Source organism: Chryseobacterium sp. WX (genome assembly GCF_029542485.1).
GTDB lineage: Bacteria > Bacteroidota > Bacteroidia > Flavobacteriales > Weeksellaceae > Chryseobacterium > Chryseobacterium cucumeris.
In genome coordinates, this window is the sequence record NZ_CP120710.1 from 4,590,115 (window position 1) to 4,615,767 (window position 25,653).

Annotated in this window: 25 protein-coding genes; 16 read left to right on the forward strand and 9 right to left on the reverse strand. The window is 36.1% G+C overall.

The features are described from left to right. The first annotated feature begins 216 nt into the window (after positions 1–216). From PZ898_RS21120 to PZ898_RS21135, 4 genes are all read left to right on the forward strand, one after another. Complete coding sequence (locus tag PZ898_RS21120; RefSeq protein WP_277694173.1) at positions 217–1,092, forward strand: aldo/keto reductase; 876 nt, start codon at positions 217–219, stop codon at positions 1,090–1,092. A 101-nt stretch (positions 1,093–1,193) separates the two neighbouring features. Beyond that, positions 1,194–1,898 carry a DNA alkylation repair protein gene (locus PZ898_RS21125; protein WP_277694174.1) on the forward strand — a complete coding sequence of 235 codons (705 nt, stop codon included), beginning with the start codon at positions 1,194–1,196 and terminating at the stop codon, positions 1,896–1,898. A 145-nt stretch (positions 1,899–2,043) separates the two neighbouring features. Next, positions 2,044–3,102 carry a nitronate monooxygenase gene (locus PZ898_RS21130; RefSeq protein ID WP_277694175.1) on the forward strand — a complete coding sequence of 353 codons (1,059 nt, stop codon included), beginning with the start codon at positions 2,044–2,046 and terminating at the stop codon, positions 3,100–3,102. A gap of 93 nt (positions 3,103–3,195) precedes the next feature. Beyond that, positions 3,196–3,807: a hypothetical protein gene (locus PZ898_RS21135; protein ID WP_277694176.1), complete on the forward strand. Its 612-nt coding sequence runs from the start codon at positions 3,196–3,198 to the stop codon at positions 3,805–3,807. Positions 3,808–3,856: 49 nt separating this feature from the next. Here PZ898_RS21135 and PZ898_RS21140 read toward each other — a convergent pair whose 3' ends face one another. The 4 genes from PZ898_RS21140 to PZ898_RS21155 are packed head-to-tail and all read right to left on the reverse strand — an operon-like array spanning position 3,857 to position 7,117. After that, a complete protein-coding gene (locus tag PZ898_RS21140) occupies positions 3,857–5,194 on the reverse strand; it encodes a Mur ligase family protein (protein WP_277694177.1) in 1,338 nt (445 codons plus the stop codon). Positions 5,195–5,200: 6 nt separating this feature from the next. Continuing rightward, on the reverse strand, positions 5,201–5,638 hold the full coding sequence (locus PZ898_RS21145; protein ID WP_062675351.1) for a hypothetical protein: 438 nt from the start codon (positions 5,636–5,638) through the stop codon (positions 5,201–5,203). A 15-nt stretch (positions 5,639–5,653) separates the two neighbouring features. After that, positions 5,654–6,460 (reverse strand): lysophospholipid acyltransferase family protein, encoded by an 807-nt coding sequence (locus tag PZ898_RS21150; protein ID WP_062675350.1) that lies wholly within the window; start codon positions 6,458–6,460, stop codon positions 5,654–5,656. 27 nt (positions 6,461–6,487) lie between these two features. Beyond that, positions 6,488–7,117, reverse strand: a complete 630-nt coding sequence (locus tag PZ898_RS21155; RefSeq protein WP_034697165.1) for a CoA pyrophosphatase — start codon at positions 7,115–7,117, stop codon at positions 6,488–6,490. A gap of 480 nt (positions 7,118–7,597) precedes the next feature. On the opposite strand from PZ898_RS21155, the gene PZ898_RS21160 reads away from it, so the two are divergent. The 6 genes from PZ898_RS21160 (at position 7,598) to PZ898_RS21185 (ending at position 13,009) form a co-directional block, all read left to right on the forward strand. Beyond that, on the forward strand, positions 7,598–8,416 hold the full coding sequence (locus PZ898_RS21160) for an RIP homotypic interaction motif-containing protein (RefSeq protein WP_062675349.1): 819 nt from the start codon (positions 7,598–7,600) through the stop codon (positions 8,414–8,416). Between the two features lie 118 nt (positions 8,417–8,534). Next, on the forward strand, positions 8,535–8,933 hold the full coding sequence (locus PZ898_RS21165) for a hypothetical protein (RefSeq protein ID WP_062675348.1): 399 nt from the start codon (positions 8,535–8,537) through the stop codon (positions 8,931–8,933). 7 nt (positions 8,934–8,940) lie between these two features. Further along, a complete protein-coding gene (gene csgH, locus PZ898_RS21170; RefSeq protein WP_277694178.1) occupies positions 8,941–9,675 on the forward strand; it encodes a curli-like amyloid fiber formation chaperone CsgH in 735 nt (244 codons plus the stop codon). Positions 9,676–9,686: 11 nt separating this feature from the next. Next, the gene (locus PZ898_RS21175; RefSeq protein WP_062675648.1) at positions 9,687–10,097 is read left to right on the forward strand and encodes a curli production assembly/transport component CsgF; all 411 of its coding nucleotides are present in this window, start codon (positions 9,687–9,689) and stop codon (positions 10,095–10,097) included. Positions 10,098–10,121: 24 nt separating this feature from the next. After that, a complete protein-coding gene (locus PZ898_RS21180; protein ID WP_277694179.1) occupies positions 10,122–11,486 on the forward strand; it encodes a CsgG/HfaB family protein in 1,365 nt (454 codons plus the stop codon). An 11-nt stretch (positions 11,487–11,497) separates the two neighbouring features. Continuing rightward, complete coding sequence (locus PZ898_RS21185; protein ID WP_277694180.1) at positions 11,498–13,009, forward strand: carboxypeptidase-like regulatory domain-containing protein; 1,512 nt, start codon at positions 11,498–11,500, stop codon at positions 13,007–13,009. 260 nt (positions 13,010–13,269) lie between these two features. Here PZ898_RS21185 and PZ898_RS21190 read toward each other — a convergent pair whose 3' ends face one another. From PZ898_RS21190 to PZ898_RS21210, 5 genes are all read right to left on the reverse strand, one after another. Continuing rightward, on the reverse strand, positions 13,270–13,920 hold the full coding sequence (locus PZ898_RS21190) for a response regulator transcription factor (RefSeq protein WP_228432376.1): 651 nt from the start codon (positions 13,918–13,920) through the stop codon (positions 13,270–13,272). Positions 13,921–14,133: 213 nt separating this feature from the next. Further along, on the reverse strand, positions 14,134–14,601 hold the full coding sequence (locus tag PZ898_RS21195) for an OsmC family protein (protein WP_082798822.1): 468 nt from the start codon (positions 14,599–14,601) through the stop codon (positions 14,134–14,136). 275 nt (positions 14,602–14,876) lie between these two features. Continuing rightward, entirely contained in the window at positions 14,877–16,436 is a 1,560-nt protein-coding gene (locus PZ898_RS21200; RefSeq protein WP_062675344.1) for a ribonuclease E/G, read from the reverse strand. A 368-nt stretch (positions 16,437–16,804) separates the two neighbouring features. Continuing rightward, a complete protein-coding gene (locus PZ898_RS21205) occupies positions 16,805–17,095 on the reverse strand; it encodes an HU family DNA-binding protein (RefSeq protein ID WP_002984212.1) in 291 nt (96 codons plus the stop codon). A 317-nt stretch (positions 17,096–17,412) separates the two neighbouring features. After that, entirely contained in the window at positions 17,413–18,084 is a 672-nt protein-coding gene (locus PZ898_RS21210) for a response regulator transcription factor (protein WP_120233558.1), read from the reverse strand. A gap of 179 nt (positions 18,085–18,263) precedes the next feature. On the opposite strand from PZ898_RS21210, the gene tssO reads away from it, so the two are divergent. The 6 genes from tssO (at position 18,264) to PZ898_RS21240 (ending at position 25,643) form a co-directional block, all read left to right on the forward strand. Further along, the gene (gene tssO, locus PZ898_RS21215) at positions 18,264–18,800 is read left to right on the forward strand and encodes a type VI secretion system TssO (protein WP_034697151.1); all 537 of its coding nucleotides are present in this window, start codon (positions 18,264–18,266) and stop codon (positions 18,798–18,800) included. An 11-nt stretch (positions 18,801–18,811) separates the two neighbouring features. After that, positions 18,812–19,336: a type VI secretion system transmembrane protein TssO gene (locus PZ898_RS21220; protein ID WP_123278826.1), complete on the forward strand. Its 525-nt coding sequence runs from the start codon at positions 18,812–18,814 to the stop codon at positions 19,334–19,336. Positions 19,337–19,384: 48 nt separating this feature from the next. Continuing rightward, a complete protein-coding gene (locus PZ898_RS21225; protein ID WP_062675341.1) occupies positions 19,385–20,296 on the forward strand; it encodes a PKD domain-containing protein in 912 nt (303 codons plus the stop codon). Positions 20,297–20,343: 47 nt separating this feature from the next. After that, positions 20,344–22,749 carry a type VI secretion system protein TssR domain-containing protein gene (tssR, locus tag PZ898_RS21230; RefSeq protein WP_062675340.1) on the forward strand — a complete coding sequence of 802 codons (2,406 nt, stop codon included), beginning with the start codon at positions 20,344–20,346 and terminating at the stop codon, positions 22,747–22,749. A 387-nt stretch (positions 22,750–23,136) separates the two neighbouring features. Then, positions 23,137–23,544 carry a type VI secretion system tube protein TssD gene (tssD, locus tag PZ898_RS21235; RefSeq protein WP_062675339.1) on the forward strand — a complete coding sequence of 136 codons (408 nt, stop codon included), beginning with the start codon at positions 23,137–23,139 and terminating at the stop codon, positions 23,542–23,544. A 173-nt stretch (positions 23,545–23,717) separates the two neighbouring features. Then, the gene (locus tag PZ898_RS21240) at positions 23,718–25,643 is read left to right on the forward strand and encodes a phage baseplate assembly protein V (protein WP_277694181.1); all 1,926 of its coding nucleotides are present in this window, start codon (positions 23,718–23,720) and stop codon (positions 25,641–25,643) included. The last annotated feature ends 10 nt before the right edge of the window (positions 25,644–25,653 follow it).

The window sequence follows — 25,653 nt, forward strand, 5'->3', positions numbered from 1 at the left end:
CTGGAAGTCAGAAGTAGACATAGCCGTTTTATCGACCACTCATTCCCCTTCTTTTTGAAGGGGTGGATTTTGCAAAGCAAAAAGACGGGGGTAGTTTAAACAAACCTCATTAAATGACAATTTTTTAACAGGAACAGTAAAATTGGTAGGCTGTATTTTCAATTTTTTATTGCAAATTTGTTTATCACTTTATATTAATAACTAAAATAAAGATTTATGCAAAAGAAAACCTATACAGGACAACCTGTGGTAACATTAAATAACGGAGTGGATATCCCGGCTTTAGGATTCGGAGTATGGCAGATGGAAGATCTGAAGGAGTGTGAAAATGCGGTAATTAAAGCTATTCAGACGGGATATAGAATGATTGATACTGCTGCTATTTATCAGAATGAAACCGCGGTAGGTGCTGCTGTGAAAAATAGTGGTGTAAACAGGGACGAACTGTTTATCACCTCCAAAGTATGGGTTCAGGATCATGGATACGAAAAGGCGAAAAGTGCTTTTCAGAGAACATTAGACAGATTACAGATGGATTATCTTGATATGTATCTTATCCACTGGCCATACGGAGATTTTCTGGCTACATGGAAAGCTTTGGAAGAATTATACCACGAAGGAAAAATCAAAGCGATTGGAGTATGCAATTTTACAGTAGAAAAACTGGAGGAATTGAAAGCTAACTCAACTGTTTTACCGGTTATCAATCAGATTGAACTGCATCCTGTATTTCAGCAGAAAGAACTGCAGGTGTATGACAGAGAAAATAATATCGTAACTCAACCTTGGAGCCCGTTAGGAAACGGTAATGCAAATCTTTTAAGCAATCCTGATCTGAAAGCTATTGCAGAAAAATATGGAAAAACAGTAGCTCAGGTAATTTTGAGATGGCACTTACAGGAAGGATTTGTCGTGATTCCAAAATCTGTAACCCCTTCAAGAATTGAAGAAAACTTTAATGTATTTGATTTTGAACTGACAGAAGATGAAATGAATGTTATCCGTTCTTTAGATACTGGGAAAAGATTATTTTTTGATCCTAAAGATCCTGAATGGGAGCAAAAAATGTTAAATTCCGTAGCGGATATTTAATCTGGAATTTATAAAAAATACATCCCGCAGCTTTCACAAATTTACAGATCTACGAATCTGAGCTATTGTGAGATCTGCGGGATTTTTAAATCAATATAACCATGACTGCAAAAGAATTCATAGAAACACTCGCATTATTTAAGAATGAAAAAGAGCTTAATAAAGCTGAGAAGTTTTTCAAAGGAAATGATGGTATTACCAAGAGTTTCGGGACGAAATTCGGAGATGTTTTTTCCACGGTTAAAGAATTTTCGGAGATGTCTCTGGAGGAAATCAATAAGCTTCTTGACAGTGATTTTTATGAGGTAAGAATGGGAGCGGTAAGCATCATGGATTTTCAGGCGAGAAGTAAAAAAACGTCTGAAGACCATAAGAAAGCCCTTTTTGATCTCTATCTCAACCGCCATGACCGTTTGAATAACTGGGATTTTGTAGACAGAGCTGCCAGAAGTATTATTGGAGAATATCTTATTGATAAACCGAGAGACATTTTATACAAACTTGCTGATTCCGACAGTCCATGGGAGAGAAGAACAGCCATCGTAAGCACTCATGCATTTATTCGGAAAAATGAGGTAGCAGACACTTTTGCCATAGCAGAAATCCTTGTTCACGATCCAAACGAGCTTGTGAATAAAGCTGTAGGAAGCTGGATTCGGGAAGCCGGAAAAAAAGACAAAAAGAAATTACACGGTTTTCTCACTGCTTATGTAAAAACAATGTCTGCCGTTACATTTTCTTACGCAACAGAAAAACTGGATCCGGAATTAAAATTGTTCTACAAAGAACTCAGGAAGAAAAAGTAAATCTTTATTCATTTAATATAGAATAGAAGTTGATCTACAACCTTAAACTCTAAACATTGAACCTTGAATAAATAGTGAGCAATATCATATCTTGGAACAAAAACTATTGCTTTGTTCTTCGTACATTTTAATAAAAATAATTCTTATGTTTTGGCCGGATACAATCAGTAAAAAACTAGGTATAGAATATCCTGTAATTCAGGCTCCAATGTTTGGAGTGAGCACGGTACAGATGGCATTAGCAGCTACAAAAGCAGGCTGTCTCGGATCTTTGGCGCTGGCTGACCTTTCTGCAGACCAGTCTGTGGAATTAATCAGGGAAACAAGAAAACTGACTGATAAACCGTTTGCTACCAATATATTTGTTCATCACATTCCTGAAGTGACAGATGCTTTAAGAGAAAAGTATAGTAAAACCAAGCAATTTATTGAGCAGCTGGCCAAAGACAATAGTATCGAAGTGCACCTTCCGGATCTTGAAGAAATAAGTGTCAACGGTTATCGTGAACAGGTGGATGCTATCATTGAAGAAAATTGTAAAATATTAAGTTTTACTTTTGGAAATCTGGAGGATCAGAGTATTCAGAAATTAAAGGAAAATGGTGTTACCCTTATCGGAACATGTACTTCTGTGAAGGAAGCTTTATTTCTTGAGAAATCCGGTATTGATATCATCTGTGTTCAGGGAATAGAAGCTGGAGGACACAGAGGAAGTTTTGAAGCAGAAAATATTCCGCAGATCGGAGGTTTATCTTTACTATCGCAGATCTTTGATCAGGTAAATGTTCCTTTAATCTATGCAGGAGGAATTTACGGAGCAAGAACATTAAAGGCTGTGAAAGACTTAGGTGCGCAAGGTTTTCAGGTTGGAAATCTTCTATTAACTTCTCAGGAAAGTGCTCTTTTGCCTTTTGAAAAAGAACGATTGAAAAAAGTAACAGAAGACGAAATTGTTTTAACGAAAAGTTTCTCCGGAAGGTATGCCAGAGGAGTGAAAAATCAGTTTATAGAAACAGTTGAAAACTCAGAATATATTTTACCTTATCCTTATCAGAACAAACTTACGAATGCCCTGAGAAAAGCAGCTAAAGCTCTACAAAATCCTGAATTTGTAGGAATATGGGTAGGGCAGTCCATTCATCGGTACAGTGAAGAATCTACAGAGGAAGTTTTGAGAAATCTGATCAAAGAATGTGAAAAATAAATCTGTATGTTTTAATTTGATGATAATTTTATATTTTCGTACATCAATAGTATTGATCTGAACCAATATAAAACTAAACCAATAAAAACATCCATGAAATACTCAGAAGGAATTCAGAGATCTCTTCCGTTCGGATATCTTTTCCTCGTCATAATGGGAATATTAAAAGAGAGTGTATTCTATTATCAGATAGGGATTAATATTCTGAAATATTCAACGATAATGGATATTTTGATAAGCCCGATAGCCACTCTAACGGCTCACCCGATAATACTGATTGCCCTCATTATTATAGTTGTATTTTCATTTGCTTTTCCCTCTTTTTTGTCAAAACAGGCCAATAGAGATAAAAAATGGGCTTTAAAAATGGCTTCTCTTAAAGAACATAAAACTATGACTAAAGAAGCTATTGAGAATCATTTTACCAATATGTTTGTGAGATTTCTTGCCATGATGTTACTGTCTTTTTTTGTAGGGATAGGATGGGGAGAGGGTCTTGGGCTCACCAGGAAGATAAAGGAGAACAAGCTTAAATATGACTATAAATTAAACTACAGTGATGAAAGCTCTGATCAGGTACATCTTATAGGATCCAACAGCATGTATTATATTTATCTGGCTCAAGGAAATAAAACGATAAAAATAGCACCGGTAGGTTCTATAAAAAGTATCGAACTGACCAATAATAAAAAGTTGATCGATTAAAAATAAACTACCATAAAAAAAGCTTCAGATATACTCTGAAGCTTTTTATTTATTTTGTTAAGTCTAATCCGCCAAAATTTCCGGAACTCATCATCAGATAAACACCATCCGTTTTATCTAATGTATTCCAGTAGGTATGAAGATCTTCAGCATTCGTGAAAACCCTTAGATTTTCATTCCTGAATTTTTCTTTGATAAACTCAGGAGAAATAGGTTCCATTCTCTTGATTTTCAATGCGTCTTCAGAATAAAAAACAATGGCTTCCTCCAAACCATCCATAGCATGGTCATACTGTTCAAGGAAAGCAGGATTTAAGCTTGAATAGGTATGAAGCTCCAGGAATCCATATTTCTTATCCTTTTTAAATTGCTCTGCGAAGGCTTTTACAGCTGCTTTCACCTTACTTGGTGCATGAGCAAAATCTTTGTAAAGAATTCCTTTATCTTCTCTTTCCACTTTTTCAAGACGCTTGGATGCGCCTTTGAAACTCATGATTGCCTCATAGAAATCTTCATCCATAATTCCCAACTGCTGGCAGATATGTCTTGCTCCTTCAAGGTTCAGCAGGTTGTGTGCTCCAAAAACAGAAAGAGGAACATCTCCCATTTCCGTTTTTAAATATACTTTACCATTATTGATTTCGTATTCAGGAGTTTTGTAAGGGATCTTTCTGAAATAGTTTTCTGCATTTTCCACTACTTTTACAACTTCCGGATCTTCTTCGTTGTACACCAGAACGCCGCCTGCTGTAATGCTTGCCACAAACTTTCTGAACTGCTCAATATAATCATCAAATGTTTTGAATACATTGATATGATCCCATGCAATACCACTCATTAAAGCGATATTGGGTTGATACAATAAAAATTTCGAACGAAGATCAATAGGAGATGAAAGATACTCGTCACCTTCCAAAACCATGAAATCATTATCCTGAGTCAGTTTTACCATACAGTCGAAACCTTCAAGCTGGGCGCCTACCATGAAATCCACATCTTTCTGATGGAAATTCAGAACATGGAGAATCATTGAAGTAATGGTTGTTTTACCATGTGATCCTGCAATGACAACTCTTGTCTTATTTTTAGACTGTTCGTACAGGAATTCAGGATAAGAATATATTTTCAAGCCCAGTTCTTTTGCTCTTGCCAACTCAGGATTATCCTGGTGTGCATGCATCCCAAGAATGACTGCATCAATATCCGAAGTGATCTTTTCCGGGAACCAGCCCATTTCCTGAGGCAGAATTCCTTTCTTTTCCAATCGGGACTTTGAAGGCTCAAAAATAGCGTCATCAGAACCTGTCACCTGATATCCTTTGTCTTTTAATGCGATGGCGAGATTATGCATGGCGCTTCCGCCAATGGCAATGAAGTGGGTTTTCAATTGTATTTACTGTTTTTTAACATTAGTATTAATGATCTGCTGAAAAGCTTCAAGAATATTGTTCCAGTTGGTCTTGTAATTCGGAATGATCATACTGGCATCCGTTTTACTGCCTTCATTGGGACCTTTCTTGACGTTGATGGACGTTGAAATATTGTCGTACAATTTTTTACGGTCTTCCTGTATTCTTCTGAAATTATTCTGAGAAAGAACCTGATCCAGTTTCTTTAAATCTTCATCAGAAATTTTAAAATCCTGTTTGTATTTCTTTCCCTGTCCTTCAAAAGAGTAGTGTACATTATTTCCTTTGATAAGAAGATTTTCATAAATAGGAGCAACACCTCCGCTTTTCGAATAGCTGATGTCAAAATCCGAATATACCTTTTGGCTGTTGCATGAAACTAATACTATGATTGCGAATAGGATTCCAAGTATTTTGTTCATAATTTTTAATTTACTTTAATTATTTGAGTCCTTTTGTTCTAATTTTTTAGCTTTAAGTTCTTCATCATAACTGTGTAATAGATTGAAATCTTCTGTCTGCTCAATAGCAGTCATAATTTTCAATAAAATTTCCGGTGCTTTTTCATTATCATAATCAATATCCAAAGGAGCTTTAAATTCCATCGTAGGTTTTACACCGGTTACCTTTACGCGGAGTCCTTTTTTATCAAAAGCTCTTCTGAATCCGTTTATTTTGATTGGAATTACAATAGGACGCTGATTTTTTACCAGTTTGGCAGTTCCTCTTCGTCCCTGTGCAAAAGCCGATGTAGTTCCTTGAGGGAAAGTAGCTACCCAGCCATTGTCCAATGCTTTCATAATATTATCTACCTCGCTCATGTCTACCATTCTGTTGACATTTTTCCCTTCAGATCTCCATGTTCTTTTTACCGTTACAGCTCCGGCAATTTTGAAAATTTTGGGAAGAATACCTTTATTCATGGTTTCTTCTGCTGCCACATAGTAAAAATCGATCTTCGGATTCAACAGATAGATCGGGTTTTTTATTGTATTTAAATATCCGTTGTTCACAGCACAGAAGGCATGATACATTGCCGCCACATCTGCAAAATAGGTCTGATGGTTGGATACAAACAGTACGTTAGAGTCCGGAAGATCCACAAGGTGTTCTGTACCGGTTATTTTTAACTTATTAAAGCCATTGAATCTTCTGTAAGAAACAATTCCTAAAATAAAAATAATAAACCTTTTCAAAAAATAAGGAGTTCCGAATGCATCGGTGAAAATATTTTTCTTCGCCATCTCTCAATTAAACACGGTAGTGCAAAGTTACATTTTTTTCAGCAACTGACTGAATTCACTTAATATCATGGCTGTAGCACCCCAAATGATATATCCGTTGAAATTAATGACAGGAACATCATGTCCGCCTGCGCTTGGCAGAGCCATAATCTCCGGGGTATCCGACAGGTTTAAAAAGGAAGTGATGGGAAATTCTATGGTTTCCACAGCTTCAGTCTGTTGAAGAACAAAAGCAGGATTCTTTTTGGTATAAGAGATATAGGGATACACATAAAAATTGCTTGGCGGGATATAGATAGGAGACATTTCTCTGATGATCCTTACATAATGTTTATCTATTCCGATTTCTTCAGAGGTTTCACGAACTGCGGTTTCTGCAAAATCTCTGTCCATTTCCTCACGCTTTCCTCCAGGCAGTGATATCTGCCCGCTGTGTCTGTCGTGCTCATTAATCGTTCTTTGAATCAATGGAAAATACCATTCGTTGTCTTTCAGATATAAAACAATATTGACTGCCGCAAATTTGGGATTCTTTGACAATACTTCATCATAAGTAAAAACGGGACGGTAGGGAGGCGAGAATACTCCATGGGCGTGTTCACCGGGAAGTTCCACGCTTTTTATTTTTCTTAATAAATCTTTTCCAAAATTTTCCATAGCTCAAATTTAGCAATATATCTTGAAGAAATAAGTGCCTTAACATTAATTAACCTATGAGAAAGACCGCATCGTAGCCAGAAATATTTACTTATTAAACCTAATAAGATATCATGAATGATAAAATGCAATCTATTTCACTTTCAGTCTTGAATTTCTAATATAAAATTGATTTTCGGTGGATAAAATAAATTTGAAAGGATTGGGTAAGAAATAGCGTAAAACCCTGAATTGTGATGTTTTGAATAGATAAAAAATCGGGCTTGCTTAGAAGAAATCATCCTTGCATAAATATTAATATTCACTATTGATGGATTTTGCTGTAAATCAATATGTTGTGATGGTGTTTTTCCGTAACGGTAAATAATGACTTGTCCAACTGGAAACAGTGATTTTCAAAATTTACACTTTGATGGTGGTTTTTCATTTTGACGGGGAAGCTACCTTTGCCTTACTATTAACCAATTAATTTTTACTAAGATGAAAAATTTACTTACAGGTGTACTTACACTATTCGCAATGAGTTTCGGATTCGCACAATTCAATATTGATGTGACTACTCAAACAGGAAACTTAAATGTTGCTACAGTAGACCAGACTGGTCTTTTGAACATCAATTCTCTTACACAGACAGGGAATCGTAATACTGCAGATATTGACCAGGTAGGAATTTTAAATGTCAATAATGCAAAAAGTATCGGAAACAGAAACTCTGTAGATGTAGATCAGATGGGTATTGGAAACTCAAATGAAGTGTTACAGATGGGTAACAGAAACTCTGCTTCAACTTGGCAATTAGGAGTACTTAACTCTACAGAACAAACTCAGATCGGAAGAAGAAATGATGCTTCTTCAGTACAGATTGGATTAGGAAACTATGTTTTCCAATATCAGGACGGAAGAAGAAATGATGCTTCTGCTATTCAGGTGGGTATTGGGAATGACGCTTATCAGGTTCAGCTGGGAAGAAGAAATGATGCCAGCGGACTTCAGATAGGAGCTAATAATGTTCTTGTTCAGTATCAGGATGGTGATGACAACAGTGCCACTCATATTCAAGCAGGAAATGGTAATATTGCGGCCTCAGTACAGGTAGGAGATGACAACACTTCTGCAGGAGTACAGATAGGTAATGCTAACCAGCTTTATCAGTTCCAGATAGGAGATTCCAACACAGCTCTTGATCTTCAGATGGGTAATGGTAACTTTACCTGGGTAGCTCAGAGCGGTCTTGGCCATGTTCATGTAGGAACTCAGATGGGTAATGGAAACTCAATGATTGTAAATCAGTCAAATTAAGCCCTATAACAAGATACTGTAAATCTTAGAAATTGTAAAGGAGAAACTGCAGTGTTTCTCCTTTTTTAACCCTTCGGTTTTCTCCGTTTTGCTATCATGTAATTTTAATACTAAGGCTATGTTTAACTTAAAATGGAGTGTTTTGGCTCTTTTCATAATGTTGCCAATACATGCACAGGAAATAGACTGGGATAAGGTCAACAGCAATACAATCTTTAATCTTATAGCCAGACAACAGACAGATCAGAGTTCTTATGGATCCGATATCATCCAGATAGGAGACTATAACAATGCCGAACTTTCCCTAAATACCCGAACGAATATTATAGTAAGACAGCTGGGAGATTTCAATACCCTATATTTTATCAATTCATTTACAGATAAAGAAACAAAAGCTGCCATTACTGCACAGGGAAACAATAATATTATTGATGTTACAGGAAGCAACAGTATTTCGGATGGAATTCAGATTAATGTAAAGGGAGATAATAAGACAGTTTTCATGAGAAACTATTAAAACACAAATGATGAAACTTTTATATTCCCTTAGCTTGGGTACATTTTTTACCTTCCTGTCTGTATGGGTTTATGGGCAGGAAGATAAGAAAGTAAACGCAAGGATAGAGAGTAGTGTCCTTGAAAACCAGGTCAGATTGAAAGCAGTCGTAATCAATAACACTGCTGTATATAAAGAACTGAATTACCTTTTGATTTCCATAAAAAAAGGCAATAGTGGAAATCTTTCAAACAACCAGCAGAACGGTAAATTTTCCGTCAATCCCAATGAAGTAAAGGTATTATCGGAAATCAGTGTGAATCTTGAATCAAAAGATGCTCTCAAAGCTTTTCTTTATATCAGGGATGAAGAAACCCAGAAGCTGATTGCCAAAGACAGTGTTGAACTGAACAGCAATCTTTTCAAAAAAAAAACAGCTAAGATAGAAGAAGATGCTGCTTACGAACTCAGAGGACTTACTATTGATGAGACAAAAACCAAAGTAGGAAAAGACTTTTATGATATGTTTTACATGCAGTACAGTCAGCTTCCTGATAAAAGCAGTAGCGTAATAACTATTACAGAACTTCCTCTCCGTGGAACAAGTGGTCAGATTAATATTCAGATGGAAGATAAAATTATTTACAGTTTTATGACCAATCCGGCAGAGGATTATTTAAAAGAACAATTAAGCTATAGCTTAAAATATATCAAAGAATTTAATGCTAAGAAAAATCTTATTAAAAATGAATTCATCTATTAAAAATGTCCGCCATGAAAACATTTATCATTATTTTGACATGTATTGCGGGTATTTTCTACGGAAAAGCTCAGCAGCTCGTCTATAAGCCGGTAAATCCAGCCTTTGGAGGAGATACATTTAATTACCAGTGGCTTTTAAGCTCTGCTAATGCCCAAAACCCATTTGATGAAAAAAATGATTTCAGCAATTTGCTGGATCGCGTGAACTCTCTTGATAGTTTTACTGAGAGTCTTAACAGGCAGATCCTCAGTGAGCTTTCACGAAAACTGTTTGAAGAACAGTTTGGTGATGGAAACATAAAACCCGGAAATTATCTTTTCGGTTCCCTTTATCTACAAATTACCAATACTAATCAGGGACTTTTAATCAATATTTTGGATACCAGCAATGGCGATCAGTCCGAGATCGTAATTCCAAAATAGGTAATCACTAAAAATAAACTTACCATGACAACCTACACTTATACCAGAATCTTTTTCTGCACCTTCCTGCTATGCATTCTGCAGGCCTGTAGTTCAATATTTGGTTTACCTTCGGATCCCGAAAAACCAACAATGGGAGAGGTTACATCTTCCACCGCAGAATTAAAAAATCTTCCGCTTCCCAAAGAGAAAATTGTAATAGGAGTCTACAAATTCAGAGACCAGACCGGCCAGTATAAACCTTCCGAAAATGGAAACAACTGGAGTACGGCAGTCCCTCAGGGAACTACAACCATTCTTATCAAAGCATTAGAAGACAGCCGATGGTTTGTCCCTATTGAAAGGGAAAACATCGCTAATCTTCTCAATGAAAGACAGATCATCCGTTCCACCAGACAGGAATACATCAAGGATGCAGACAAAAACAATCAATCACTTCCACCTCTTTTATACGCCGGAATTCTTCTTGAAGGCGGCGTTATCTCATACGACAGCAATATTCTGACCGGAGGACTTGGAGCAAGGTATTTCGGAATCGGAGCTTCCACACAGTACCGCCAGGACAGAATTACCATCTATCTCCGCGCTGTCTCTACACTTAACGGAGAAATTCTTAAAACGGTTTATACTTCTAAAACCATTCTTTCAACCAGTGTTAACGGAAGTTTTTTCAGATATATTGATACTGAAAGATTACTGGAAGCTGAGGTAGGTTTGACTCAAAACGAACCTGTTCAGCTCGCTGTTACAGAAGCAATAGAAAAAGCAGTAAAAGCCCTGATTGTTGAAGGAATTAGAGATAAAATATGGGGGAAGGCAATAGATGAGAATGGAGGATATCAAAGCTTAATTAATGAATATAACAGAGAGCAGGAGCAAAATAATGACAGAGTTGTTGGAGGCAGATATCCGCAGGATTACAGACAGAAATTATCCATATTTGCCAACGTTGAAGGACAGAAAGTTAAAGATGACTATGTAGGTCCTAAAATGAATGTTGGTGGAAAAATAGGGCTTAAATATTTCCTTACTCCTTATCTGAATATGGAACTGAGCGCAAGCTACTTTACGCTTGAAAATTCAAATATTGTGAAAAGAAACTACTATGGTCCTGAAGTGAATCTGGAATACATCCTTTTTCCGAAATACAGATTCAGTCCATTTGTGTATGGTGGAGCAGGAGCGTTGTATTCAAAATATAAACCTCAATATAAAGCACAGTTTGGTGGCGGGCTGGAATATATGATCAGCAAGAATTTTTCGCTGAGAGCCTCAGCCCAATATGATCTTGGCTTCAAAGACGACTGGGAAGGCCTTGTTAATGGGAAAAGAAAAGATCAGGCTTTGCGCTTGGGAATAGGAATCAACTTTTACTTCGGAAACAAATAAAAACACGAACTATGAAAACTATAATTAAAATATTCAGCATATTCATCTTTGCTTTTTGTCTGTTTTCATGCAATGAAGACCTTGTAGAACAGGCGCAAACAGGAATGTTAAAAGGAAAAGTCGTGAAAAGGGGTAGCAATGTGCCGCTTTCTAATGTGAAGATATTTACAAATCCTACGACACAAACGGTTTTCAGTGGTACAGACGGTTCATTTGAAATCGCTGCCATGCCGATAGGGAATTATTCTGTAAAAGCAGAACTTTCAGGATATATCACAAGCTTTCAGTCAGTCAATATACAAAATCAAAATCAGGTGGTAACGGTAGTTTTTGAGATGGATGATGATACTTCATTGAATTCTCCTCCCGCTACACCACAGTTGCTAAGTCCGATAGATAACGCAGTAAATCAACCTTTGAGCGTCGAATTAACCTGGAGCGCAACAGATCCCGATACAGCAGATGTATTAAGATACAGTCTGACTATTAAAAATAATCTTGACACTAATGTGATTCAGGTTAATGATTTGACAGCAAACCACTATACGCTTTCAAATCTGAAGTTTGGTGTAAGTTACTTCTGGCAGGTGTCTGTTTCGGACGGCATTCACCAGCCAGTTTTAAGCTCTATCAGTAAATTTACTACCAATACAGTTCCGGCCAACAGGTATCATTACGTTCAGAAACAAAATGGAAACTTTGTGATTATTTCCAGTGATGATCAGGGAAATAACTTCCAGTTTACCAGTTCTTCCTACAACAGTTGGCGACCGCGTAAAAACAATAATGCAGGTCTCATTGCATTCCTTCGTACGGAAGGAGGAAGTACCCATCTTTATACTGCCAATCCGGATGGCTCCAATCCTTTTAAAGTAACAACGGTTGCTGTTGCAGGCTTTAATAACTATGAAATGGACTTTGCATGGAGTACCAACGGTAAGGAGCTTATTTACTCCAATTTTAATAAGTTGTACAGAATTAATAAAGATGGAAGTGGCTTGAGCTTAGTCTATACAACTCCGGATGGAAGCCTGATCTCCGAATGTGACTGGAGCTATGATGGTAGTAAAATAGCATTGAAAACCAATGATTATAACGGATACAATACTAAAATTTATGTAATAGATATAAATGACGCTGTTCTTAAAACGGTATTGTCAGGTACTGCAGGTGCCAGCGGAGGCTTGAACTTCTCTGTAGACGGACAGCTTCTTCTCTTTACCCGTGATATGTCCGGATATTTGGATGGAAGTGGAAATTACCGTCAGCTGGATTCACATATCTTTATCTATAACCTTGTTACAGATGCTGTGAGTGATATTTCTGCAGAAAGCGAAAAAGTACTGGGAACGAATGACCTCGATCCTAGGTTCTCACCAAATAATGCTCAGATTATATTCATGAATACCTCCAACGACAATATTTCTCAAAGGAATATAATGGTCATTGACCTTAGTAGTACGCTGACCGATATGACAAGGGCAACACTGTTCAGTAATGGAGAAATGCCGGATTATGAATAAGATACAATATTTAATGTCCAAGGTTTTAGTTTTAAAGTGAGGTATGAGATCATATCTGTACCATTAGAGATCAATTTTTTAGAATTAATTAAATATGTTTTTCATGTTTTGTCTCTAGTTTCTCTGCCTCACTTTTTATTCTACAGACTTTGAGTATAGGTAACAATAAAAATTTCACTGAAGAACTAATTAAAATCAGAAGTAAAAAAAATTCCAGACTTTTTAAAGCCTGGAATTTTTGAGTGATTCATGGAAGTCTTTCAGTCGATGATATGATTCTCGATCGCATATTTTACAATTCCGACTGAGTTTTTCGCATTGAGTTTCAAAAGAATTCTTTTTCTGTGTGTTTCTACCGTATTGATACTGATAAATAATTTTTCTGATATATCTTTACTGCTGCATCCGTCACAGATCAGTTTGAGAATTTCCATTTCGCGGCGGGTGAGAGGTTCTTTGATGTGAGGGTTGGGTTTTCCCTGTTCATTACTAATAAAATTGATCATTCTTTCCTTTGCCTGATCACAGATATAGATCTCATTAAGAAGTAAAACATTGATGGATTTAAGAAATTCGTCATAGGAACAATTTTTATCCAGATAAGCTTTAATACCTTTATTGAAGAGTTTTCGGATGTCAATCACATCATATGAACTTCCAATGATAGTAATCTTGGTATTTTTATGCTTTGCAATAATAGTCTCCACAAGCTTGCATATTTCTGAAAGCATAAGCATGTTGGAACTCATCACAAGCATTTCCGGAGGTTCTTCTTTTAAATGTTTTGAGAGGTTTTCTAGAGAATTGCAAATATCAATTGTACTGAAAATTTTGCTTTGAGTAAGTAGTCTTGATAATCCTTCTGTATAGAGCATCGGTTCATCAAAAATAGTCAATCTTGGTTTCATCATGGTTTATTTTGTTTATATAAAAATAGGAAAAAAACTTCATATTTTAAACAAAATTGACAAATAATTTCAAATTATTATGTTTTTATTGATGGTAAAATATTATTTTTATTGATTTTTCGCTAAATAATTCTCTTTTTGTGGAGTTTTTTGGAGTTATTATTGTTGAAATCTATTATTCATCGTTGTTTTTAAACGTTATTTTGAAATGTGGTACTATTTAACTAACGTGGTAGGGATATGCTTTACCGGAAAGTTAACGGAGTTGGCAATGAAGCAGAATTCGCTGGCCTTATGATGAAGTTGTTCTGCTTTTTTAATCATAGATTCTTCAGCAACTGTTACTGTTGGGTGTAGAGTTACTTCTGTAAAATGACCGCTTCCACTGGCTGTTTCTACCATGGTACCTGTCGCTTCATCAGTATAATTTGTAACGATAATGCCGGCTTCAGAACAAAAATGAAGATACCATAGCATATGACAGGAGGAAAGTGAAGATAACAGCATGTCTTCCGGATTATGTTTTGTTCTGTCACCACGGAATGCAGGATCTGATGAACCTTCAATCACAACTTTGTTTTCTGCTGAAATGGTGTGATTTCTTTCGTAGTCTCTATAGCCGCTGGTTCCTGTTCCCTTATTTCCTGTCCATTGGACGGTAATTTTGTAATGGTGGTTTTTCATAGATAAAAGATAAAAGATAAAAGATAAAAGATAAAAGATAAAAGATAAAAGATAAAAGATAAAAGATAAAAGATAAAAGATAAAAGATAAAAGATAAAAGATATTGTTGTTAAACAACTATTATACATCTGGATATCAATATCAATAGGGTGGGCTTTAGCCCGCCTAGTGTAATAATCTAATCGTCCATTGTCTTGAGGCAAAACTTAAATTATTAATTGTAATACATTATAAAAACGAAAAAACCTCCAGTACAACTGAAGGTTTTAAATTTTTTAATTAGAGAATTCTATCAATTCTTCTTTTTTGGCATTGTAGATTTTGTATTCTAAATATTTAAAAGAATCCCTTGGAACAATGGTTACCCACTTTTTGTATTTGATAAACCATTTCATCTGGATACTTTTAATGCCTTTTGTAAGGTAGGCTTCCACAAATGGGTGTACGTGCAGGTAGATTTTTCCTTTTTCTTTCTGCAGGATATTTCTTAAGGTTTCACCCATTCTTTCCACGATAACAATAGGAGCTACAATTTCTCCGTCTTTGTTCGGGTTTTCTTCTTTGGTGTCGATCTGTTTTTCCGGACGGTTTCTTTGTCTGGTAATCTGGATCAGACCAAATTTACTTGGAGGAAGGATTTTGTGGCGTGCTTTGTCGCGCTTCATTTCCTCTTTCAGATGCTCGTAAAGATCTCTTCTGTGATCAGAATTCGGCATATCTATGAAATCGATAACGATGATACCTCCCATATCGCGGAGGCGAAGTTGTCTTGCGATTTCTGTAGCAGCCATTTTGTTCACTTTCAGTGCATGCTCTTTGTTGACAGCAGTTCCGGTAGTAATATTGTTTCCGGAGTTGACGTCTACTACGTGAAGTGCTTCTGTGTGTTCAATAACAAGATAAGCTCCTTTGGAACTCGGAATGTTGACGTGTTTTCCGAAGCTCTGTTTAAGCTGTTTTTCAACATTGTAATATTCCAGAAGTGGAATATGAGAATCATAAAACTGGACAATGTTTTTCTTTTCAGGGGCAATTACTTCAATGTAATTTTTCATTTCGTTGACCATTTGCTCATCGTCGCAGATGATATTCACGAAATCCTGATTAAAATTGTCTCTTAGAATAGCTGAAGCTTTGTCTTCTTCGCTTAAAACTTTAGACGGAACTTTATTTCTCTGGATGTTTTTGAAAGTGCTTTCCCACTTCTGAACCAGCTGGTTCATGTCATTATGCAGGTCTGCTACTTTTTTTCCTTCTGCTACCGTTCTGATGATTACTCCGAATCCTTCAGGCTTAATGCTGTCGATAAGGGTTCTCAGTCTTTCTTTTTCCTCAGAACTTCTGATCTTTTTGGAAATAGAAACTTTATTGTCAAAAGGAATTAAAACCAGGAAACGCCCTGTTAATGAAATCTGGGTAGAAATTCTTGGACCTTTGGTAGAAATAGGTTCTTTGGTAATTTGTAACAGAACAAGATCGTCCTTGGCAATTACTTTGTCTACCGTTCCGTTTTTGTCTATTTCGGGTTGTATCTCGAAATTTTTTAAGCTCGAAGTGCTTTGTTTTTTAGAAATAGTATCTTTTAAAAACTTTCTGTACGTAAGATACTGAGGTCCCAGATCCTGGTAATGCAGAAATGCATCTTTGTCATATCCGATATTGACGAATGCTGCATTCAGATTGGGTGCCAGTTTTTTTACTTTTCCTATAAACAGATCTCCAACTATAAAATCGCTTTTGTCTTCTTGCTCATGAAGTTCACATAGTCTTCCGTCTTCCAGCAGCGCAATCTTTGTAAGATCATCTTCATGCGAAACTATTAGTTCTTTCTTCATTTTTTAATAAGATAAAATTGTTAAGATTATAGGAAGTGGATGTTTTTTATCGATTAATTCATCTATTAAATATAAGGATTTTGAATGAAAATCATTATATGTTTATTAAAATAATATTTGAAACCCTCCGTTTTCCGCGGAATCTTATAGTTGCAAACAAAAATATAGTTAGTGAACTTTAAAAATTTAAATCCACCAACTATATTATTATATTGTAAATCTCGAGAAAAAGAGATTATTTTTTCTTATGTCTGTTTGCTCTTCTTCTTTTCTTTCTTTTGTGAGTCGCAACCTTGTGTCTTTTTCTTTTCTTTCCGCTTGGCATAATTTTAATTTTTTAGTAACTAGTTAATATTCAGTTAATGTTCTTATTTTACTGCAACTTTAGTTTTTACTTTCTCAACAAAAGATTTTGAAGGTTTGAAAGCAGGAATGTTATGAGCAGGAATCTCAATTGCAGTGTTTTTAGAAATATTTCTTCCTGTTTTAGCAGCTCTTGTTTTAATGATAAAAGATCCAAAACCTCTTAGATAAACGTTATCCCCATTATACATAGAAGTTCTGATCTCCTGCATAAAAGCTTCTACAACTTTCTGTGTTTCATTCTTTTCTGTTCCCAACTTATTTGAGATGGTGTTTACCAATTCTGCCTTTGTCATTTCCTTATTTTAATTTTAAATTTTAGGTGTGCAAATTTAGTTAAAAAAATTGAATACTAGCAAATTAGTGGCAAAATATTTTTATTCAAAGAGTTGGACTTTTTGTGTATACACTATATTAAGGTGTGGTGAAGATTATTTAACAATAAAATAATACAGCCGGATAAAGGTACAGAAATTTGGTGAACAAAATTTAATAAATGCTGGTTATAGCAGGCTTTACAGTACTTTTTAATATTGATTATAATATTTTGAAATCCTCTTCTCTGTCCTCATACATCACGAGGAATTGATTTTTTTAGTGAAATCAAAATTTTTTATAAACTGGAATTATAATATCCGTTTTCTACACAGAAACGTATCAGATGAAGTTTGGTCTTTAAGCCCAGCTTTTCTGTTAGCCTGTTGATATAAGTGTCTATAGTCCTGGTACTCAGATTCAGTTTTTCTGCAATTTCTTTATTACTGAATCCTTCATAACAGAATCTCATAAGCTGTATTTCCGCCGGTGACAGCTCTTCCTGTCCTTTTTTCTGCCTGTCCATGTATTCCTGTACAGCAAGAGGTTGCTGTTCCCATTCTTTGGAATAAGCCTGATAGTCGAAGTCGTCAGACGCAATACTTCCTTTAATAATATCCTTTATAATGGTGCTTTTTTTCTGACAGTAATAGATATTGGGAATCTTCGAAAGGATTTCCGCCATATCTTCCTGATAAGTGCCGGAATACGTAATAATAGGGGTTTCAGTATTGTTTTTTCTGATATACTTAATAGCTTCAATTCCACTTAATACCGGCATGAAGAGTTCAATAATGAACACATCTTCCTGTCTTCTGTAGATTCTGTTTACCAGTTCATGCCCATTGTTACAATCATTCAGAAGCATATAGAAAGGATTTTCCATAAGAGTTTTGATCATTATTTTTTTAAAATAAAAATCACTGTCTGCAATGGAAAAACGTACGGTATTAGATAATATTTTACTCATTCTTAATATCGATTTGGCGAATGATATTTAAAATTCAGAGGTCTAATTTATGAAAAACTTATCAAAGTGAAAATTAATATTAATTTAATCAGGGTTTTCACGAAACAGGGTTGGGGAAATTACGTATTGTGCATAAAATTTTTTTTTTATATTTTCACAGGCCAAACAAATCGCAAATTATGTCTTCTAACAGGGAAAAAAAATTAAACAAATCTGACGTCAGAACGGGCATTTGGAAGTTTATTCTGTCATTTGTTGTTTTGTCGGTTGTATCTTTTACGTGCTTATTTCTCTTCTTTAAGAGTTATGACATACAGCGCGAAGGGATTAGCCGTGAAGCTGAAGCTTATAAAGAACTGATGCTTCGAAGTGACGTGCTTAAAGATCACATTGATGATATTTACGACAAAATGAACCAGCTTAGCATTAATAAGGTGGAGAATGAAGTGTTTCTCAGAACCAGTATTATGGATAATGTGAGAGATGCTAAAAACATTATGGGTAAAGACAGTGTGCAGAGCTTTAAACATTATGCTGTGCTGATGAAACAAATTGTACCGATGATGACTTTAAAAGCCAAGATCATTGAAGTGGAGTATCAGAAGAAAACAGTTTTAAGAGATCTTGATGAATGTATGGGGAAGATCAAAGTAACCAATAATGAACTGAGAAAAGACCCTACAAGAAATTTCACAGGAAGTAAAAGAAGAAGATAAAAAGAAAAGATATGCAAGGACAAATCACATTATCTAAGAAAGAAAGGCATTATCAGTTTTTTTATTTAATACTGATGCTGGTAACTGCAATGTTATTTTTGGGAGTGATCTTTTTAAAAGGATTTGTATCTCCTTTTTCTGATGAAGATATAAGAGGAATTCAGAATCTTGAGCAGAAAGCCGAATTTGAACAACACCAGAAAGTTGTTCTTCCTATCATGGACAGTACGTATACCATGATTACCAAACTTACGGACGACGGGCCACAGCCTTTCATCGAAAACAATATCCAGCTGGGTGTTAACGACCTTAACAGCTATTTCAATAGTACTGACGTTGTGGATATCCGCAAAGATGCTTATCCACAGATCGCAAAATTTTATAAAATGTATTTTGATGACAAAAAAGTCATTTCAACCACCTCTGAAGACATTAAAATTTTCCAGAAACAGGTAGATGAATGCAGAATCGGATTTAAAGATAAGCAGAATAAGCTCTATCAGCGCGAGCAGGATCTGAAAGCAAGAATGCAGTAAGCAATAAATACTAGGAACTTTAAATAAAACACATCACAATTACTAACTATGAATTATTTTCAAAAGAACAAGAAAAACATTATTATCGGTGTTATTGCAACTTTGCTGATCGCAGCATTGGTTGCTCTGTGGCTGCAGAAAAAGGTAATACACTCAGCCGATGATATTGTTGGGGTGGTTTATCCGTCTTCATTGGCGGTAGGAGACACACTTTTATTCGAAGATAAAACCCAGTTTGCGAAAACCAAAAGATGGAATTTCGGAGATGGAACAACTTCAGATAAAAATAGTGGTATTCACTTCTATAATAAACCAGGGTACTATCAGGTGAGCTTGATCGTTGACAACAAGTACACGAAATCTTTCCCTGTAATGGTAGGCGCAAGAAGCGTTCAGAAACCTAAAGATACTGCAACGACAAAAACGACTATTGAAGCCGTGAGTCAGGCGATGCAAAATGAAAATGTGACTTTCCGCGCTGTTTCTGATGCAAAACAGTTTGCATGGAAATTCGGTGAGTCTGGAAATACAGATGCGAAGGATAAATTTACCATCTATTCCTATAAAAAACCTGGAGAGTATCTGGTGACTCTTTACACAGAACAAAGCCAGGATCCTATCTATCACCGTATCAAAATTCTTCCGGCTTATGATGCTCTTGCAGAAGATGAAGTTTCAGTAGAAGACTCTTATGCCAAAGTAGACAATGATTTTAAATATCACCTGCAGCAGATTGCCAACGGAAACAGTTTCAATATGCACTACAATTACCTGCTGAAAACTTATCTGTGTAACAATGAAAATACAGTGGTAAAAGTAAATGACAGCAAAGTGAATAACTTCTACATGTATTGTGCAGGCCTTCAGTTTGACAAAAATACGGTAATCCAGACGGTAAAAGTAAACCTGGATGATACGCAGAACTGTGTAACTAAAGTAGATATTAATCAAAGCAAATAATTTCGTCCGGTCTTACGGATGTGCCAATCATAAAAAGATTAAATAGGATGAAAAATAAATTTCCTCTAGCAGCATATTATATAGGGTTATCAGTATTATTGACGAGTTGCCAGGTAAAACTGCCGTCAAAGAAAACCCCGGAGCCTTCACAATATGGGCAGGTGGATGCTTCACCTGTCGTTAACGGATATCCAAAAAAGTCAGTGCCATGGATTGTTATTTCAGACAGATCCAGAAATACAGCTTATTTGGATAAAGATGATGAGAAGTCTTACAAAGAAGTGAAATTCCTTGAACCTTTAATGGTTTTAAAACATAGAGACGGAATGGTAAAAGTAGCGGAATATGTTCCGGATGCTTTAATGAAAAAAGTTTCCCCAAAATCAGTCAAAACATACGGCTGGATTCAGGAATCTGACCTCCTTCTTTGGAATAATGCCTTAAAAAGCGAAAAAACAGGTTATCCTGTAAGAGTCGCAGTAGTCCCTAATAACAGCGAAGTCATCAGAAATGCTGAAAGATACTACAAAAACGACTCTATTATGGTGTTTAATTCACCAAGCCTTATTGAAACAGCCAACGTGAAAATTCCTAACGGACAAATTGTTTACGTATACAAGATGGCTGAAAATAACAAACGTTTCCTGGTAGGTAAAAAACCATCTGTTGATATGGACAGTATCAACAAAGGACTTTACGGATGGGTAAGCTCAAATGTAATTTCCAGCTGGGGAGAACGTTCTGCAATCAAACTAAAAAATACAACAGGAATTAATGATACAACACTGGGAATTCATGAAGGGCATCCAGGTGGATCAGCTTCTGATGCTGACAACAAAACCGCAGTTCTTCTTACTGATGTAAACAAGAGAACTCCTCTTGAAAATATCTTCCCGGTAAATCTCCCTTTAGAAGAAACACCAACTCCTGATTCAAAGACAAAATATTTCACCAATATTTTAGATTACAGCAAAAACTTTGTATCCAATGTATTGGGAGAACCCATCTATTTTGACCGTTACAGAGAAATCACGGAAAGAGATAAAAATATCAATATTGTTTTCGCGCTAGATGTAAGTGCAGCCAATGCACCTTATGCACCTATTGTAAAATCATTATTACAGGACCTGCAGCTTAGATTTGAAAAACCATCTTATTTTAGTAATGTTAAATATGGAGTGGTTTTATATAAAAATAATCCTTGTGGGGAGAATATTTCTGTATCCAATTTAAGTACAGATTACAGCAAGATTTCTTCGTTTATCGATCAGAAAACAAATGAAATGAACTGCGCAAGCAACAATGGTTATCAGCCGGTAGGAGAAGCTCTTACTGCAGCTGGAAATCTTCTTTCAAATGTTCCTGATGAAACCAATATTGTAGTGACTGTAGGTACTTCTGCTAACCAGAGCGGAAATATGTACAGTGTAATCAGCTCATTGACGCAGGCTCAGGCAAGGTTAATCATGTTCCAGACCAGTGCAAGATCATCTGATACTTATAATGATTTTGTATTGATGGCAGAAAATGTGGTAACCAATACAGCTAAAAATATTGCTGAACTTAAAAAGCAGAAGATCATCAACCAATATGATGTACTTACCAAAAACAATTTCAACCTTGTGGAAGGTGATGAAGGATTTTTCTCTTTAGCTTATCCTAAGCAGAGTATGTCTCAGGGATTCGTTATTTTCCCTAAAAAAGGAGATATTACCACTCCGGGATTCCTGAAAAAATCTGTTGACAGCCTTATTGCGCAGGTTACTTTAGACAATCAGACTGTTGATAAATCTCTGAATGAATATTTTCATTCATCGGTAGGCGCAGGAAGAACAGATGTAGATCTGAAATATAAATATCTGTATCCAGGGCTTACTAATCCTGTTTCTGCCGGAATTGCTGCACAGCTGATCAACTACGGAAGTCCATTCCTTGTGAAAGGATATATTCCAAAAGATCTGAAAGATTATACTCCGGCAATAGAAAAGGGAATCCTTATTTCTGAATCCGAATATGATAACTTAAAAGCATTCTACACTGAAGTTTACAGAAACACTCAGGCGGACCGTGCAGACTTTAATCAGGCAAGAGCGGTGAAAGAATATGTAAAGCTGTTGAAGAAATATAATCCTACAATAAAATTCTTAGATAAAGGAGCACTTTATGAGCTGCCAATGTCTTACGCTATCGGAATGAGTACAGGATTTGATCTTTCTGAAGAAGAACTGATGGCTAAATATAAGCTGAAAGGTTGGAAAAAATCAAAAGTTGTTCCTAGTGAAACGGTAAAGAATTATTTCCAGCATTATAAAAACTTAGCGGACAGAATGCTTGCCAACAGAAACAATCCGGCTGTAAAAATTCAGCAGAACGGACAGACTTTCTACTGGCTTAATGAGTACTTTACTCCATCAAGAATTCCAACAGAACAACCGGAATACACAAAACATTAAAAAATTCATTTTATGATATTAAAAGCAGGAGTATATACTTCTGCTTTTTTTGTCGCATAAAGACAGATTGACCAAAAAATTGATTTACATAAACCTGAAACCTCGGACTTTAAACCTTAAACTTTGAATCTTAAACCTCATTATTTCTCCTTCATGTGTAAAATTATTTTTTATCTAAAAATGGAGAGATAATTTAAAACACTGTATTAATGGATGTTATCGTGTGGTGTGTAAATCCATTGTCGTAGAATTACGACATTAAATCGTAGAACTACTACAAAATCTCAGATTTATAGGGAAAAGTTTTTTTTAGCGGAAAAGAGCCTCTATATTTGCTAACACAATCACCACATCACAAAATATTACTAACGATTAAATTTACTAATCATGGCAGAAAGAAATTCAAGAGGAATCTTAAAATTCAATAATGGAGAAGGGCAGAAGCTGTTAAAAATGAATTACAGCGTTTCCAGATCTACAGATGTTTCAGGACGTGTAGCATCAGATCCTTCCAACGCATTAATCAAGGTTACAGTAGAAGCTACTGAAAAATCAGATATCCTTGAAAGCTTGCTGAACGGTAAATATAAGCCGACTGTAGGAGAGATTACTTTTAACAAATCTCACGAAGAAGGAACATTGATTACACTGAAATGGCAGAATGGATATGTAATCCAGCATCAGGTAGATTTCGATGCTATCGACAGCAACAGTATGCTGATCAGCTTCGTAATCAGTGCTGAAACAATAGATTATGGTACTTCTCAATATGCTGGGCTATGGCCATCCAGCTAAATACTGACACACATTATCAACATTCATAAGAAGAAAGACTGTCCCTATTTAAGACGGTCTTTTTTTGCCTGAATAAAAAAACTATACCTGAGAATTTTATTTTATAACATATTTATATAGTGTCTGTTACATAAATTTTGTTATCTTTAATACCAAACACAAACACAAAGCATATGAAAACCGAATCAAAGACCAAAGGATCTTCTTTCCGCCCATCTCAGAATGCAGACGGGATATCCGCGAATCATCACGCAGGGATCAACCGGCTGGTTAAATTATCACTGGTTGTAGAAGGTAAAATTATTAAGTACTATAAACATTTCACTCTTAAACAAAAAGCGGGTCACCACCACGAATTCAATCTTATTCTTGCTCACGATGCTTTGGGAGACAGGCAGAGCCATACCCTTGAAGAAGCCAACAAATTTCTGGGAAAACGTCTTACAGCTGTTATTTCCTACAAAGATATTGAGGAGAGTCCGGAAAGGAATTTTGTCGGGGTTATTACCAAAGTAGGATTCAGTCAGGAAAAAATGAGTCTGGGAAATATTGTACTTTCCGGATACAGCCCAACGATCCTGCTGGACGGTGCTCCGCATATTCAGAGCTTTGGCGGCAGCCAGCCTGTTAATATGGGAATCATAGCCAAAGAAGTAATACAACAGGGAATAGATAAAGAACGGTTTGATATAAGAGTCGAGACCAATGATTATTCCCAGATCATTTATAGCAGCCAGTATAACGAAACCCATTATAATTATCTGTCGAGAATGGCAGAAGCTTATGGAGAACAATTTTATTATGATGGTGAAGTATTGCATTTTGGAAAGCTCCCTCCGCAGAATAAACCTATAAAACTTTTATACGGAAGCAATGCAGATAATATTAAAGTAGAGCTTAAAGCGGTTCATACAAAACCTCAATATTATGGCTATAACAGCAGTAAAAATGAAAAACTGACCTCAGGGGAAACTCCGGTTGATCATTTAGGTGATTTGGCCCGCACAGCATATACTCATAACGATAAAATCTATAAAACTCCGGCACTGCAGGTTGCGCCTATCAAAGCAACAACGCATCTGGATGTGGAGCATTCTCAAAGAAGTGCGTCAGGAAGTGAAGCGGTTAATGTATTTTCGGTTTCCGGATCTACAACCGTTCCTTTTTTGCATCCCGGATGTATTGCTGATATTCATATGAGAAAACCGGACAGCAGTGAAACATCTTATTTTACGAAGGTGATGGTGACTGAAGCCATTCATGAAATTGATACGATCGGACATTATACGGGAACTTTCGAATCCATTGCCGCAGACACGGGTTTTCTGCCCAAACCGGAATTTAAGGTACCGGCTGCCCAGCCACAAATTGCCACGGTAATTTCCAATACCGATCCGGAAGGGCAGGGAAGAGTTCAGGTAAGATTCGACTGGCAGATGAATGATAACACTCACTTTGTAAGAGTAATGAGCCCCGATGCAGGAGGAACCGATCAGATCACTCAAAATCGTGGTTATGTAGCTATTCCCGAGGTAGGCGATCAGGTGATGGTTAATTTCGTACATAGTCATCCTGACAGACCATTTGTGATGGGAGGAATGTTTCATGGCGGAATAGGCCTTGGTGGAGGTGCAGACAATCGTGTAAAATCTATACAAACGCGAAGCGGCCACAGAATCGTTTTTACAGAAGACGAAAGCATTATTATTACAGATAAAAGCGGAAATGAAATCCATCTGGATACAACCGGAAGTAATATTAATATCACGGCACCTGAAACCATGACCCTGAACTGTAAGAATATGAATATTAATGTAGGAGAGAATATGACTACGACGGTGGGAAATAACCAAAGTACAAACGTTGGAAATAATATTACAATATCTGCTGGTAATGATATTATAGAAACTGCTACGGGTAATAGAATGGAAATATCTGATAACCGGACAGAGATGGTGGATAATGATTATACAAGACAGTCTTCAACGTCTGATATTTTTGCAAAAAAAATGACTGCTATAAGTTCAGAAGATGATATTCTTATACAAAGTGCTAAGACTGTACATATGAATAGTGGTGAAAAAGGGACTAATCATTAAAAATTAACGT

Excerpts from the sequence above, each read along its gene's own strand:
- PZ898_RS21120 (WP_277694173.1), top strand. The coding sequence starts at position 217 with ATGCAAAAGAAAACCTATACAGGACAACCTGTGGTAACATTAAATAAC.
- PZ898_RS21125 (WP_277694174.1), top strand. The coding sequence starts at position 1,194 with ATGACTGCAAAAGAATTCATAGAAACACTCGCATTATTTAAGAATGAA.
- PZ898_RS21130 (WP_277694175.1), top strand. The coding sequence starts at position 2,044 with ATGTTTTGGCCGGATACAATCAGTAAAAAACTAGGTATAGAATATCCT.
- PZ898_RS21135 (WP_277694176.1), top strand. The coding sequence starts at position 3,196 with ATGAAATACTCAGAAGGAATTCAGAGATCTCTTCCGTTCGGATATCTT.
- PZ898_RS21145 (WP_062675351.1), bottom strand. The coding sequence starts at position 5,638 with ATGAACAAAATACTTGGAATCCTATTCGCAATCATAGTATTAGTTTCA.
- PZ898_RS21150 (WP_062675350.1), bottom strand. The coding sequence starts at position 6,460 with ATGGCGAAGAAAAATATTTTCACCGATGCATTCGGAACTCCTTATTTT.
- PZ898_RS21155 (WP_034697165.1), bottom strand. The coding sequence starts at position 7,117 with ATGGAAAATTTTGGAAAAGATTTATTAAGAAAAATAAAAAGCGTGGAA.
- PZ898_RS21160 (WP_062675349.1), top strand. The coding sequence starts at position 7,598 with ATGAAAAATTTACTTACAGGTGTACTTACACTATTCGCAATGAGTTTC.
- PZ898_RS21165 (WP_062675348.1), top strand. The coding sequence starts at position 8,535 with ATGTTTAACTTAAAATGGAGTGTTTTGGCTCTTTTCATAATGTTGCCA.
- csgH (WP_277694178.1), top strand. The coding sequence starts at position 8,941 with ATGATGAAACTTTTATATTCCCTTAGCTTGGGTACATTTTTTACCTTC.
- PZ898_RS21175 (WP_062675648.1), top strand. The coding sequence starts at position 9,687 with ATGAAAACATTTATCATTATTTTGACATGTATTGCGGGTATTTTCTAC.
- PZ898_RS21180 (WP_277694179.1), top strand. The coding sequence starts at position 10,122 with ATGACAACCTACACTTATACCAGAATCTTTTTCTGCACCTTCCTGCTA.
- PZ898_RS21185 (WP_277694180.1), top strand. The coding sequence starts at position 11,498 with ATGAAAACTATAATTAAAATATTCAGCATATTCATCTTTGCTTTTTGT.
- PZ898_RS21190 (WP_228432376.1), bottom strand. The coding sequence starts at position 13,920 with ATGATGAAACCAAGATTGACTATTTTTGATGAACCGATGCTCTATACA.
- PZ898_RS21195 (WP_082798822.1), bottom strand. The coding sequence starts at position 14,601 with ATGAAAAACCACCATTACAAAATTACCGTCCAATGGACAGGAAATAAG.
- PZ898_RS21200 (WP_062675344.1), bottom strand. The coding sequence starts at position 16,436 with ATGAAGAAAGAACTAATAGTTTCGCATGAAGATGATCTTACAAAGATT.
- PZ898_RS21205 (WP_002984212.1), bottom strand. The coding sequence starts at position 17,095 with ATGACAAAGGCAGAATTGGTAAACACCATCTCAAATAAGTTGGGAACA.
- PZ898_RS21210 (WP_120233558.1), bottom strand. The coding sequence starts at position 18,084 with ATGAGTAAAATATTATCTAATACCGTACGTTTTTCCATTGCAGACAGT.
- tssO (WP_034697151.1), top strand. The coding sequence starts at position 18,264 with ATGTCTTCTAACAGGGAAAAAAAATTAAACAAATCTGACGTCAGAACG.
- PZ898_RS21220 (WP_123278826.1), top strand. The coding sequence starts at position 18,812 with ATGCAAGGACAAATCACATTATCTAAGAAAGAAAGGCATTATCAGTTT.
- PZ898_RS21225 (WP_062675341.1), top strand. The coding sequence starts at position 19,385 with ATGAATTATTTTCAAAAGAACAAGAAAAACATTATTATCGGTGTTATT.
- tssR (WP_062675340.1), top strand. The coding sequence starts at position 20,344 with ATGAAAAATAAATTTCCTCTAGCAGCATATTATATAGGGTTATCAGTA.
- tssD (WP_062675339.1), top strand. The coding sequence starts at position 23,137 with ATGGCAGAAAGAAATTCAAGAGGAATCTTAAAATTCAATAATGGAGAA.
- PZ898_RS21240 (WP_277694181.1), top strand. The coding sequence starts at position 23,718 with ATGAAAACCGAATCAAAGACCAAAGGATCTTCTTTCCGCCCATCTCAG.